General features: G+C 59.5%; 13 protein-coding genes and 1 pseudogene. 1 reads left to right on the forward strand and 13 read right to left on the reverse strand.

All coding sequences use genetic code 11. The features are described from left to right. Nucleotides 1–381: 381 nt before the first annotated feature. From C7477_RS09150 to C7477_RS09185, 8 genes and pseudogenes are all read right to left on the reverse strand, one after another. Nucleotides 382–1,497 (reverse strand): branched-chain amino acid ABC transporter substrate-binding protein, encoded by a 1,116-nt coding sequence (locus C7477_RS09150; RefSeq protein WP_110751342.1) that lies wholly within the window; start codon nucleotides 1,495–1,497, stop codon nucleotides 382–384. 188 nt (nucleotides 1,498–1,685) lie between these two features. Beyond that, on the reverse strand, nucleotides 1,686–2,036 hold the full coding sequence (locus C7477_RS09155; protein WP_110751344.1) for a DUF6867 family protein: 351 nt from the start codon (nucleotides 2,034–2,036) through the stop codon (nucleotides 1,686–1,688). A gap of 92 nt (nucleotides 2,037–2,128) precedes the next feature. Next, nucleotides 2,129–2,863, reverse strand: a complete 735-nt coding sequence (locus C7477_RS09160) for an ABC transporter ATP-binding protein (RefSeq protein ID WP_245411788.1) — start codon at nucleotides 2,861–2,863, stop codon at nucleotides 2,129–2,131. Between the two features lie 5 nt (nucleotides 2,864–2,868). Then, nucleotides 2,869–3,804: pseudogene (locus tag C7477_RS09165) on the reverse strand (ABC transporter ATP-binding protein); the annotation flags it as partial. A 17-nt stretch (nucleotides 3,805–3,821) separates the two neighbouring features. After that, nucleotides 3,822–5,198, reverse strand: coding sequence for a high-affinity branched-chain amino acid ABC transporter permease LivM (gene livM, locus C7477_RS09170; RefSeq protein ID WP_110751348.1), 1,377 nt, complete (start codon nucleotides 5,196–5,198; stop codon nucleotides 3,822–3,824). 2 nt (nucleotides 5,199–5,200) lie between these two features. After that, nucleotides 5,201–6,121, reverse strand: coding sequence for a branched-chain amino acid ABC transporter permease (locus tag C7477_RS09175; RefSeq protein ID WP_110751350.1), 921 nt, complete (start codon nucleotides 6,119–6,121; stop codon nucleotides 5,201–5,203). A gap of 261 nt (nucleotides 6,122–6,382) precedes the next feature. Beyond that, nucleotides 6,383–7,384 (reverse strand): 4-hydroxyproline epimerase, encoded by a 1,002-nt coding sequence (locus C7477_RS09180; protein WP_110751352.1) that lies wholly within the window; start codon nucleotides 7,382–7,384, stop codon nucleotides 6,383–6,385. Between the two features lie 12 nt (nucleotides 7,385–7,396). Beyond that, nucleotides 7,397–8,653, reverse strand: coding sequence for an NAD(P)/FAD-dependent oxidoreductase (locus C7477_RS09185; protein WP_110751354.1), 1,257 nt, complete (start codon nucleotides 8,651–8,653; stop codon nucleotides 7,397–7,399). A 147-nt stretch (nucleotides 8,654–8,800) separates the two neighbouring features. On the opposite strand from C7477_RS09185, the gene C7477_RS09190 reads away from it, so the two are divergent. Next, nucleotides 8,801–9,448 (forward strand): GntR family transcriptional regulator, encoded by a 648-nt coding sequence (locus C7477_RS09190; protein WP_245411789.1) that lies wholly within the window; start codon nucleotides 8,801–8,803, stop codon nucleotides 9,446–9,448. A 3-nt stretch (nucleotides 9,449–9,451) separates the two neighbouring features. Here C7477_RS09190 and C7477_RS09195 read toward each other — a convergent pair whose 3' ends face one another. The 5 genes from C7477_RS09195 to C7477_RS09215 form a co-directional block, all read right to left on the reverse strand. Continuing rightward, a complete protein-coding gene (locus tag C7477_RS09195) occupies nucleotides 9,452–9,733 on the reverse strand; it encodes a type II toxin-antitoxin system YafQ family toxin (RefSeq protein ID WP_110751358.1) in 282 nt (93 codons plus the stop codon). Then, the gene (locus C7477_RS09200; protein WP_110751360.1) at nucleotides 9,720–9,983 is read right to left on the reverse strand and encodes a type II toxin-antitoxin system RelB/DinJ family antitoxin; all 264 of its coding nucleotides are present in this window, start codon (nucleotides 9,981–9,983) and stop codon (nucleotides 9,720–9,722) included. Before C7477_RS09200 ends, C7477_RS09195 begins: the two co-directional genes overlap by 14 nt. Nucleotides 9,984–10,103: 120 nt before the next feature. Then, nucleotides 10,104–10,511, reverse strand: coding sequence for a F0F1 ATP synthase subunit epsilon (locus tag C7477_RS09205; RefSeq protein ID WP_110751362.1), 408 nt, complete (start codon nucleotides 10,509–10,511; stop codon nucleotides 10,104–10,106). A 90-nt stretch (nucleotides 10,512–10,601) separates the two neighbouring features. Beyond that, entirely contained in the window at nucleotides 10,602–12,158 is a 1,557-nt protein-coding gene (atpD, locus tag C7477_RS09210; RefSeq protein ID WP_110751364.1) for a F0F1 ATP synthase subunit beta, read from the reverse strand. A 72-nt stretch (nucleotides 12,159–12,230) separates the two neighbouring features. Then, nucleotides 12,231–13,109: a F0F1 ATP synthase subunit gamma gene (locus C7477_RS09215; protein ID WP_110751366.1), complete on the reverse strand. Its 879-nt coding sequence runs from the start codon at nucleotides 13,107–13,109 to the stop codon at nucleotides 12,231–12,233. Nucleotides 13,110–13,168 lie beyond the last annotated feature (59 nt).

The following is a 13,168-nucleotide window of genomic DNA, read 5'->3' on the forward strand; positions in this document are numbered from 1 at the left end:
CGATAAAATTCCACAACAGAATGCTTGAAAGCAGTGCTGTGCCTGGACATGAAAAACCCCCGAAGGTTGACATCCAACTTTCGGGGGTCAGTTCAGATGATGGGCTTTTCAATTTCATGATGAAATAGAAATGCTGGCGGGCCAATACCCCCCTCTGTCCTCCCGGACATCTCCCCCTCAAGGGGGGAGATTAGCCTTCATCGACGTTCGGCGCCCAATCAGCACCGTCGCAGAAGGCAGAGCATAATGCCAGCCAATCTCCCCCCTTGAGGGGGAGATGTCCGGCAGGACAGAGGGGGGTTGAGTGACGAGCACCCTCCATTCAAAACCAAAATGCCCGGCACGATGGCCGGGCACTTCGATCAATCCTAAAAAGGCAGCTTACTTCTGGACGTAGGTATACTTGCCGTCCGCGCCCTTCTTCCACTCGTACATCACGTAGCCGGGAAGCTTGGGGTCGCCCTTTTCGTCAAAGGAGATATCGCCGAGAACGGTCTTGAAGGTTTCCTTGCCCTTCAATGCCTTTGCAACTTCCTGTGGATCGTTCGATTTGACAGCCTTTGCAGCGGCGGCAATCGCCTGGACGCCCGCATAGGAATAGAGCGTATAGGCTTCCGGCTCGAAACCGGCATCGCGGAACTTCTTCACCAGCTCGGCATTGTCCGGATTGTTGCGCGGATCGGGGCCGAAGGTGTTGAGCGTTCCGGCAACAGCGTCGCCGGCGATCGAAGCCAGTTCGTTGGAGACAATGCCGTCACCGGAAATGAACGTAACCTTCAGGTTCTGGTCGGCGAGCTGGCGGATGATCAGGCCGGCTTCCGTGTGCAGGCCGCCCCAATAAAGAACGGTGACGCCTTCCTGCTTCAGCTTGGCGATGAGGGCGGAGTAGTCCTTTTCGCCGACATTGACGCCTTCATAGGCCACTTCCTTGACACCGGCAGCATTGAGCGCCTTCTTGGTTTCGTCGGCAAGGCCCTGACCATAAGGCGTCTTGTCGTGAATGACGGCGATCTTGGCATCCTTGAAGTGGTCGGCAATGTATTTGCCGGCAATGGTGCCCTGCTGGTCGTCACGGCCGCAGGTGCGGAACGTGTTCCACAAGCCGCGCTCGGTATAGACGGGGTTGGTGGCGGCGGGCGACATTTCGAGAATGCCGTTTTCGGCATAAACCTCGGAAGCCGGGATCGACACGCCGGAATTGAAGTGGCCGATGACGTACTTCACGCCTTCGGCGGCAAACTTGTTGGCGACCGAGATGCCCTGCTTCGGATCGGAAACGTCATCGCCGAGAACGATCTTGATCTTCTCGCCATTGATGCCGCCGGCGTCGTTGATCTCCTTGATCGCCGCTTCGGCGCCCTTCTGGATCTGCGCGCCGTAGACCGCGTTCGGGCCGGTCAGCGGAGCGCCGATGCCGAACAGGATATCGGCCGATGCGCTGCCGCTAAACGCCAGCATCGCCGCAAGCGCAACGCCGGAAAACAGTGATTTCTTCATATGGATAACTCCCATTCTTTTTACGCAACCCCATGCGATGCCCCACGCACCGCTTGGCTGACACACTTGCCGATTTCCCGGCCCTTGTCACGCTGATTCGTGCCGGGATCAGCGCGATTATTCCGAGCATGACGCCGAAAATATGGAGTGTTTTCCAGACGGCGTCAGGCTCGATTTAAATGAAGCATTCAGGAGTTCTTTGCCCTCCAGGAGAGCGGAGAAACCTTCTCGTAAAGCCAGCCATACTGCCGCACCATCTGGCTGGTGCGGGTATAGCGAAAGCCGATTGTGCCGATGATCAGGAGAACGATGGTATCGACGACAAAATAATGCAGCGACAGCATGGTTCCGTTGAAAAGCGCATGATGGATAAAGCGCACGGCAAAGCCGAGCGGGATCATGTAAAGGAGGAAAGCGGGATAGGTTCGCCAGGTTTGGGCGCAGGCCCGCCCCGTCATCCATGCCGCCCAGCCTCCGAGAATGCATGTAACGAAGAGGAAATATCCGAATGTCGGTTCCTCGTAGAGTATGCCCTGCATGGCAACGTCTCCCTAGAGCATGATCCCGAACCGAAGGTCAGCGTCCGCAAAAAGTTGGCACGCTTTTCGATAAGTTCATGCGGCTAAACAAATTAGTGACTTCCGCCTTCGAGATAGGCCGCGCGCACTTCCGGATTGGCGAGCAGTTCCTTGCCCGAACCGCTCATGGTGATCGAGCCGTTGACCATGACATAGCCACGATCCGCCAGCTTCAGCGCGCCGAAAGCGTTCTGCTCGACCAGGAAGACGGTCAATCCCTTGGTGCGGTTCAATTCCTTGATCGCCTCGAAGATCTGCTTGACGATCAGCGGCGCCAGGCCGAGCGAGGGCTCATCCAGAAGCAATAGCTTCGGACGCGCCATAAGCGCGCGCGCGATCGCCAGCATCTGCTGTTCGCCGCCCGAAAGCGTGCCGCCGCGCTGGTTGATGCGCTCCTTGAGCCGCGGGAACAAATCGAACATCAACCGCACGTCCTCGTCGAAAAACGCCAGATTGTCGAGGCTTGCGCCCATCTGCAGATTTTCCATCACGCTCATGCGCGGAAAAATCCGCCGCCCTTCCGGCGATTGCGCGATGCGCAAATGCGCGATTTCGTGCGGCGGCAGGCGGGTGATATCCTGCCCGGCGAAGATGACCCGACCGGTGCGCGCCTGCGGGCTGCCGCAGATCGTCATCATCAGCGTCGACTTGCCGGCGCCGTTGGCGCCAATGAGGGCGACGATCTCACCTTCATCGACCGTGATGTCCACGCCCTTGAGCGCGCGAATATTGCCGTAATAGGTCTCGACATTTTCGACCTTGAGAAGCGTGTTCGTGGCCGGCATCATTTGCTCCCCTCGGCAGGCTTGTCGTGTCCCTCTTCGGCCACCGCCTCCTTGGCAAGCAGCGCAACCGCTGCGTCCACCGGGTCGGCGGCATGGGCAGCCTGCGCCCCCTCGATCACTTCGGCGATCTCCTCATCGTCGACGCCGAGATAGGCGGCGATCACCTTCGGATCGTTGCGAACCGCTTCGGGCTTCCCATCGGAAATCTTCGTGCCGTATTCGAGCACGATCACATGGTCGGAAATCTCCATCACCACGGACATATCGTGCTCGATCAGCAAAACCGATGTGCCTGTCTCCCGGCGGATATCGAGCAGCAACTTGTTCAGTTCAGCCGATTCTCGCGGGTTCAGCCCCGCCGCCGGCTCATCGAGGCAGAGCAGCTCCGGGTCCGTGCACATGGCGCGCGCGATTTCCAGGCGGCGCTGGTCGCCATAGGGCAGATCGCCCGCCGGATCGTCCGCCCGGTCGATCAGATTGATCTTTTCGAGCCAGTACCGCGCCTTTTCGGTCGCTTCCTTCACGGCCCGTTTATAGGCGGGGAAACCAAGCAGTCCGAGGATTGTATAACCTGATGATTTCATCAGCATGTTGTGCTGCGCCACCAGCAGGTTTTCCAGAACCGTCAGGCCTGAAAACAGGCGGATGTTCTGGAACGTCCGCGCCACCTTCGCCTTGTCGGTGATGAGATGGCCGGGAAGACGCTCGAGAAGAAACTTCTCGCCGCTCGCTCGCGTCAGCGTCAGCATCCCGCCCGTCGGCTTGTAGAAGCCCGTGATGCAGTTGAACACGGTCGTCTTGCCCGCGCCGTTCGGACCGATAATGGCGGTGATATCGCCGCGCTTCGCCGAAAGGCTCAGGTCGTTGATGGCAATCAGCCCGCCGAACTTCATCGACAGATGTTCCACCTTGAGGATTGGTTCCATTGCAGCTTGACCAGTCATGGGTTCCATCGCCGACATCAGCCGTGCCCTTCCTTGGTGAAGGATCCGGAAACGAGCTTGCGTTTGTGCAGGAATGCGCTCGGCTCACGGCTTCCCACGAAGCCGCGCGGCTTCCACACCATGACAACCACCATGGCGAGGCCGAAGATCAGCATGCGATAGAGTTCCGGCGTAAAGCTTTCCCCGAAGATGAGCTTGAGGAAGCTCATCTCGCGCAGGATTTCCGTTCCGCCGATCATTGCCACCGCCGCGATGGCGATGCCGACGAGCGAACCCATGCCGCCCAAAACCACAATGGCCAGAATGACCGCCGATTCCAGGAACACGAAGGATTCCGGGCTGACGAACCCTTGCCGCGCGGCGAAGAAGGACCCCGCGAAGCCGCCGAACATGGCGCCGGTGGCGAATGCGGTCAGCTTGGTCGTCGTCGTATTGATGCCGAGCGACCGGCAGGCGATTTCATCCTCGCGCAGCGCTTCCCATGCCCGGCCAACCGGCATGCGCCTCAGCCGGATCGTCACCCAGGCCGTCAGCAGCGCCAGGCACAGGATCAGATAATAGAGGAAGATCTTGTAATAGGCCGATGAGGGCGGCAGGCCGAAAATGGCCGCGAAACCATTTGGCCCGGCGGTGAACGGAATACCGAACAGCGTCGCCTTGGCAATGCCGGAAATGCCGAACGTGCCCTTGGTCACCGCTGTCCAGTTGATGAGGACAAGACGGATGATTTCGCCGAAGGCGAGCGTCACGATGGCGAGATAATCGCCGCGCAGGCGCAGCACCGGGAAACCGAGGATGACACCCCATGTCGCCGCGAAGATGCCCGCCATCGGCAGCAAAATCCAGAACGACAGGCCGTAATAGCTCGAGAGCAGCGCATAGGAATAAGCGCCGACCGCATAGAACGCGACATATCCGAGATCGAGCAGACCCGCGAGGCCGACGACGATGTTCAGCCCCCAGGCGAGCATCACATAGATCAGGATCTGGATGCCGAAATTATCCACCCACTTCAGCGATCCCTGCATGCCCACCATGGAAACGATGAGAACGGGATAGACAACCAGGAAACCGATGGCGATCTGCGAGAAATGGCGCCGGAAGAAGGAGGGCTCCCCGGCGATTTCGGTTTTGGCGCTTGCGTGTGCCTTGCGCGCCGCCATCCAGGGCGAGAGGAACGCCTTGAAGAGAAAACGACCGACGGCTGCGATACCCACCATGGTGAACAGCAAGCCCCAGCGTTGCTCCAGAACCAGTTCGTTGCTGATGTTCGCATCGGCGCGGAAGCCGACGATCAGCACGAACAGGCCAAAGGCGATGATGCCTGCCATGATGCCTTCGCGAATGGCCGGAATGAATACGGATTGCGTGCCGGGCTTGGAAAGTTCGGCCATGATCACACCTTCTCCACTTCAGGACGGCCAAGAATGCCGGAAGGCATGAAGATGAGAACGATGGCAAGGATGGAGAACGCCGCCACGTCCTTGTAGTCGATGGAGAAATAAGCCGACCACAAAGCCTCGATGAGACCGATGAGCAACCCGCCGATCACCGCGCCCGGCAGGGACCCAATGCCGCCGAGCACAGCCGCGGTGAATGCCTTGACGCCGGGGATGAACCCGTCGGAGAACGAAATCACGCCGTAATACATGAGATACAGCGTACCGGCGACAGCCGCGAGCGCGGCGCCCATGACGAAGGTCATGGAGATAGTCCTGTCAACATTGATGCCAAGCAGCGCCGCCATCTTGCGGTCCTGCTCGCAGGCGCGCTGGGCGCGGCCGAGCGAGGTGCGATTGACGAGATACCAGAAAGCAGCCAGCAGCACGGAGGTCACCACGATGATGATGATCTGCTTCAGCGATATGGTGATGCCCGTACCAAAGACCGTGAAGTTGCTGTTGATCAACTGCGGGATCGGCTTGTTGCGCGGCCCCTGCGTGACCTGCACGAAATTGGAAAGCGCGATCGACACGCCGATGGCGGTGATCAGCGGCGCGAGCCGGAACGATCCGCGCAATGGCCGATAGGCGACGCGCTCGATGGTCCAGCTCCAGAGGCTGGTCAGGCACATCGCCACGACCATCATCAGGACAATCATCAGAAACAGCGCCAGCCCGACGGGCACGCTGCCGAGGATCGATACCACCGCGAGAAAGACGATAAGCGCCATGAAGGCGCCGAGCATGAAGATATCGCCATGCGCGAAATTGATCATGCCGATGATGCCGTAGACCATCGTATAGCCGATCGCGATCAGGCCGTAGATCGAGCCGAGCGTCAGCCCGTTGATCACTTGCTGGATAAAATATTCCATCGATAAAGCCACCCTTAACTCGGAACGGGACGTTATTTGCTGCCCTTTTTGGGCGGTTCCCTTATTTCCCGATCCGCTTTACACCTAACCGCTGCCACGCGGAAAGCAACCATTTTTGTATGAGACGAAGGGCTCATAGGCCACCCTTCGTATTTACAGACATTTTCTTCGAAAACCCGCAAAATTTCGGGCCTATCCCCTAGCCGTTCCGATTTAAACGAGATTTCCACATAGTTTCGCGGCTAACTATAATACTCTGCGTCAGGCGACGACGAACCCGTGTGCGAATGGATCACGATCATCGATGAAGATCGTGTTGTAGCCGGTCATGCGCGCCCAACCTGCGATGGAAGGAACGACGGCCGGACGCCCGGCCACCTCGACCGCCTTTTCGACCCGGCCATGGAAGAGCGAGCCTATGATCGATTCATGCACGAAATCGTCGCCGGGCTTCAGCTTGCCCTTCGCGGCAAGCTGCGCCATCCGCGCCGAGGTTCCGGTACCACAGGGCGAGCGATCGATGGCCTTTTCGCCGTAGAACACCGCGTTGCGTGCGTGTGCTTCGGGGCTCACTGGCTTGCCGGTCCAGAGGATATGCGTGAGGCGATTGATATCGGGCAGTTCCGGGTGCTGGAACTTGTATTTCTCGTTGAGGCGCTGGCGCAGCACCGGGCTCCAGCCGATGAGCTGCAGGGCGCTGTAATCGGCCATGTCGGTGTAGTTGTCCTGCGGCTCGACGATGGCATAGAAATTGCCGCCATAGGCGACGTCCACCTTGAGCGGCCCCAAATCCGGGCATTCGACTTCGAGACCTTCGGCATGGAGAAAACCCGGCACATTGGTGAGCCGCACACGCTCGACATATTGCCCGTTCTGCTCATATTCGATCGCCACCAGACCGGCGGGCGTATCGAGATTGAGCTTTCCGGGAATCTTCGGCCTCACCAGCCCCTGCTCGATCGCCATTGTCACCGTGCCGATGGTGCCGTGCCCGCACATCGGCAGGCAGCCGGAGGTCTCGATGAACAGCACCGCCACATCACAATCTGGCCGCGTCGGCGGGTAGAGGATCGAGCCTGACATCATGTCATGGCCGCGCGGCTCGAACATCAGGCCCATACGGATCCAGTCATATTCCGCCAAGAAATGCGCCCGCTTCTCCATCATGGTCGAACCTTGCAGGTTCGGGCCACCCCCTGCCACCAATCGCACTGGATTGCCGCAGGTATGCCCATCGACGCAGAAGAAGGAGTGCCTGGCCATGTTCGGAGCCTTTTAGAAACGTTGGGGATTGAAAGGTTTGAGATCGATCGCCGGAGTTTGCCCGGTAAGGAGGTCGCGGATCAAGCGTCCGGTTGCGGCGGACTGGGTAAGCCCCAGATGACCATGGCCGAACGCGTAGAAAACATTGGGCAAGTCTTTTGCCCGGCCGATTGCGGGAAGCGAATCCGGCAGCGATGGGCGGTAGCCCATCCATTGCCGCCCGCCCTCGGTCTTCAAGCCTGGCAAAAACTTTGCGGCCGTTTTCAGCATCGCCTGCGAGCGCGCAAAGTTTGGCGCCAGATCGAGACCGCCAAACTCCACGGCGCCGCCCACGCGGATACCCGTTTCCAGCGGCGTCATGACAAAGCCGTGGCCGCCGAAAATCAACTGGCGTTTCAGATCGAAACTGTCTACGGGCAGCGTAGTGTTATAGCCGCGCTCGGTCTCCAGGGGTATGGCGTCGCCGCATTGCCGGGCGAGATGATGTGACCACGCGCCGGCTGCGACAACAAGCTTGTCCGCTGATATCATACGGCCATCCGCCAGCCGGATCGCGGTCTTTCCCTCGGAAGCTGCGAGGCTCTCCACTTTGCCCCGCATAAATCGCGCCCCGGCCCTTTCCGCATACGCCCACAGCGCCTGTCCGAGCAGCTTGGGATCGCTCACCGTCCGCCAGTCCGGCACGAAACTGCCGACGATGAAGCGCGAGCTGAGCCCCGGCTGATATTCCGCCAGTTCCTTGCCCCTGATATGCCAATAGGCGATGCCCGCCTTCTCCCGCGCATCCCAGCCGGGCTGCGCCGCCTTGAGCTCCGCCTCGCTTTCATAGAGCTCAAGCGAGCCGTCCTCGCGCAGCATGGAGGAAACACCCGCGCGCTCCATAAGCGAAAGCATCTCCGTTTCGGCCAGCTGCATCATCGCCGCCTGGGCCAACAAACTGTTCGCTTGGGGCCCCTCCCCGCTCGCCCGCCAGAAACGGTAGAGCCAGGGCACGAGCTTCGGCAGATAGGAAGGGCGGATGGTGAACGGTCCGAGTGGATCGAGAAGCCAGCCCGGCAGTTTGGCCAGAACACCCTTGGAAGCCAAAGGCAATATATCGGAAAAGGCGAGCGCGGCGGCATTGCCCGAACTCGTTTCCTCGCAGATGCCGCTTCGGTCAATTACCAGGATCTTGTGTCCGGCTTCCGCCAGAAAAGCCGCGATGGAAATTCCGATAATGCCTGCGCCGATGACGACGATTTCATGATCGTGTTTCTCGGTGCCGGACATGCGCCGCTTCCCCTTTTTACGGCTCTAAAGCATGATCCCGAAAAAGTTGCGGACTTTTTCGGACAAGATCACGCGGTAAGAATTGATATATTAGTGATATATCTTTACCCTCCAGCATGGTCAAGCGCGCTTTGGGAGGAGAACCAATTGACGAGCCTTCAATTCGAATATCTGGCAGGGGACAGCCTCGCTGAGCAGGGATATCGCACACTCGAACGGCTAATCATCACACTCGTTCTCGAACCGAACATGGTGGTCACTGAGCGAACGCTGATTGAACTGACAGGGATGGGACGAACGCCGGTTCGTGAAGCGATCCAGAGACTCGCCTGGGAAGGATTGCTGGAAGTGCGTCCGCGCTCCGGCATCGCCGTCAGCCCGCTTGACCCAAAGGATTTTACCAAGGTTCTCGACGCGCGCCAAGGTGTTGAGCAGATGCTGGCGCGCGATGCCGCGCGCTTTGCCGGCGCGCGTGACCGGGAACGGTTGGAAGCCGCGGCAACCGCGATGCGAGAGGCGGCGGCGGACAATGATATCGCCCGGTTCCTGGATGCGGACAAAGCGCTGGACGCCGTCCTTGGCCAGGCCGCGACGAATGCCTTTGCCGCCCGGCTCGCCGGTCCGCTCCAGACCCATAGCCGCCGTTTCTGGTATCACCTCAAACGCGACGACGGCCTTGCCGCCTCAACCGCGGCACACATTGCCCTCATCGACGCCATCCTCGCCCGGGAGCCGGACGAGGCCATGTCCGCTGCAGCGAAATTGATCGGCTACTTGCGAACCTTGGCGCCTTGATCTCTAGCCGAAAATCTCGCTATGCGATCCCAACCGCACTAACCATAAAGTATCCGCGTCAGGCTTTTGATAGATCAATATGAGGTCTGGCTTGACATGGCAGTCCCTAAATCCAGCCCAATCGCCGCTGAGACTATGATCCCGGTAACGGGATTCGAGCATTTCATCGTTGGCGAGCGCCTTTAAGATGGGAACAATATCTGTATTGAGTGTTTTGCCGTGACGGCCTTTGGACTCGCGCTTGTAATCTCGCATAAATCGCGTTGAGCGCTCAATCGTCCGCATTAAGATCCGCCATCAGATCCTCTACGTTGATGAATCGCTTTCCCTTGCCAGCCTTAAGCTCTGCAATGGCCTCGCGGGTGGCGGCGTTCGGCACTTTTACGGCGAACGGCAAACGCTGCTCATCGGCAATCCGCAACATAAGGAGGCGGATGACATCGGAGACCGAAAGGCCCATGGCTTCGAGAGCTGCGGTTGCCCGCTCCTTCGTCTCCGTGTCAATGCGGGCTCGGACCACTGTGTCAGTACGCATGCGACCCTCCTGTGCTGTAGCCATTATGTAGCCACAACACTATCATCTCCGGCCTCCGCAAACAAATAAAAAAAGCGGCCCGAACGAGGCCGCTTTCTCTGTCTTCGAATATAGCGTGGACTACGCCGGCAGGATGGAGCCTTCGAGCGTCATCAGCTGATGCAGGAACTCCTCGGCCGCAGTGCGGTGTTCATGCGTCGCGGCGCCGCTCAGTGCCTCCCGCGCGTCATGAATACGGCGGCGAAGCTCATCGCGGTTCAGATCATCGACATGCACCGCAGATTCCGCCAGAACCGTGCAGACCTCCTGCGAGATGTCGGCGAAACCGCCGAAAACCACATAGGAGTCTTCCTTGCCATCGACCTGTTTGACCCGGATAACCCCCGGCATGATGGTGGTCATCAGGGGAGCATGACGGGCCATGACCGTCATGTAGCCCTCGCTTCCGGGAACCACGACTTCCGTGACCTCCGCGGAAAGCAGAAGACGTTCCGGCGATACCAGTTCAAAATTGAAGGCTTCAGCCATGTTCAATTAGTGAACAGTGAACAGTGAACAGTGAACAGAATCTTCTATTCCACTATCTCACTATCTCACTATCTCACTACTCCCTTTGATTTACGCCGCTTCCGCAGCCAGACGCTTCGCCTTCTCCACGGCTTCCTCGATGGAGCCGACCATGTAGAAGGCGGCTTCCGGAAGGTGGTCGTATTCGCCGGCGCAAAGGCCCTTGAAGCCCTTGATCGTGTCGGCGAGATCGACAAGCTTGCCCGGCGCGCCGGTGAAGACTTCGGCGACGAAGAACGGCTGCGACAGGAAGCGTTCGATCTTGCGGGCACGGGCGACGGTGAGCTTGTCCTCCTCGGAAAGCTCGTCCATGCCCAGGATCGCGATGATGTCCTGAAGCGACTTGTAGCGCTGCAGGATCGACTGCACCTGGCGGGCGATAGCGTAATGCTCTTCGCCGACAATCATCGGATCGAGCATGCGCGAGGTTGAGTCGAGCGGATCGACAGCCGGGTAGATGCCCTTTTCCGCAATCGAGCGCGACAGCGTGGTCGTCGCGTCAAGGTGGGCAAAGGAAGCAGCCGGCGCCGGATCGGTCAAATCGTCGGCGGGCACGTAGATGGCCTGCACCGAAGTGATCGAACCCTTGGTCGTCGTCGTGATGCGTTCCTGCAGAGCGCCCATGTCGGTCGCCAGAGTCGGCTGATAGCCCACGGCCGAAGGAATACGGCCAAGAAGCGCCGACACTTCCGAACCCGCCTGCGTGAAGCGGAAGATGTTATCAACGAAGAACAGAACGTCCTGGCCCTTGTCGCGGAAATACTCGGCAACCGTCAGGCCCGACAGCGCAACGCGGGCGCGGGCACCGGGCGGCTCGTTCATCTGGCCATAGACGAGCGCCGCCTTGGAGCCTTCGCCGCCGCCGGGCTTGTTGACGCCCGATTCGATCATCTCGTGATAAAGATCGTTGCCCTCGCGGGTACGCTCGCCAACGCCGGCAAACACGGAGTAACCGCCATGCGCCTTGGCGACGTTGTTGATCAGCTCCATGATCAGAACAGTCTTGCCGACGCCGGCGCCGCCGAACAGGCCGATCTTGCCGCCTCTGGCGTAGGGAGCGAGCAGGTCGATGACCTTGATGCCGGTGACGAGGATCTGCGCTTCCGTCGATTGCTCGACATACTCAGGCGCGTTCTGGTGGATGGCGCGACGCTCAGACGTGTCGATCGGACCGGCTTCGTCAACCGGCTCGCCGATCACGTTCATGATGCGGCCAAGCGTGGCTTCACCGACCGGAACTTCGATCGGAGCGCCGGTATCGAAAACTTCCTGTCCGCGCACCAGACCCTCGGTGGAGTCCATGGCGATGGTGCGGACGGTGTTCTCGCCCAGATGCTGCGCGACTTCCAGAACCAGGCGGTTGCCGAGGTTCGAGGTTTCCAGCGCGTTCAGGATCAACGGCAAATGATCATCGAACTGCACGTCGACCACGGCGCCGATGACCTGCTTGACGCGGCCCGCATTGCCTTTTCCCTGATTCGCGGCAGTCGGCGCTTTCGCGCCGGCAGCCTTCACAGGGGTCTTTGCAGCCGCGGCCTTCGGCGCGGCCTTCTCTGCCGGAGCCGGCGTGGCCTCGGCGGTCGTTTTGGGGGTCGCTGCTTTTGCCATCGATCCTTACCTTCCGTTAGCACGATCCTGAAAAGTTGGCTCGCTTTTCGGGATCATGCGCTAAACCAAAACTTAGAGCGCTTCCGCGCCCGAAATGATTTCGATCAGTTCCTTGGTGATCTGAGCCTGACGCTGGCGGTTATACGTGATCGACAGCTTGTTGATCATGTCGCCGGCATTGCGCGTCGCATTATCCATCGCGCTCATCTTCGCGCCCATCTCGCCGGCTACATTTTCCAGGAGCGCCCGGAAAATCTGCACGGAAATGTTGCGCGGGATGAGATCATTCAGGATAGCGCTCGGATCTGGCTCGTATTCGTAAATCGCGCCCTTGGCCTGGTCAGCCGCCGTCTCGCCACCCGCGGAGGCGGGGATGAGCTGTAACGGGGTCGGCACCTGGCTGATGACCGATTTGAATTCCGAATAGAACAGCGTGCAGATATCGAAAGCGCCATCATTGAACAGCGCGATGATCTTGCGGCCGATCGCATCGGCATTGGCGAAGCCAACCTGCTTCACCTCGCGCATGTCGAAATGATCGATGATGAGCTGCCCGAACTCGCGCTTGAGGATATCGGCGCCCTTCCTGCCGACGGTGACGATCTTCACCGTCTTGCCTTCGGCGAGCAGCTTGCGGGCATGGTCGCGCGCCAGACGCGCGATCTGCGAGTTGAAACCGCCGCAGAGGCCGCGTTCCGCCGTGCAGACCACGAGGAGATGCACGTTGTCCGCGCCCGTCCCGGCCATCAGCTTCGGCGCGTCGTCGCCGCTCACATTCTGCGCGATATTGGCGAGCACCGCGCCCATGCGCTGCGAATAAGGCCGTGCTGCCTCGGCGGCTTCCTGCGCGCGACGCAGCTTCGCCGCGGCGACCATCTGCATCGCCTTGGTGATCTTCTGCGTCGCCTTGACCGAGGCGATACGGTTTCTCAGATCCTTAAGTGAAGGCATCCGTTCATCCCGTCAGAGCATGATTCCGCAAAATTGCAGAACCATGCGGCTAAAACAAA

Source organism: Paramesorhizobium leguminum (assembly GCF_003217235.1).
GTDB lineage: Bacteria > Pseudomonadota > Alphaproteobacteria > Rhizobiales > Rhizobiaceae > Paramesorhizobium > Paramesorhizobium leguminum.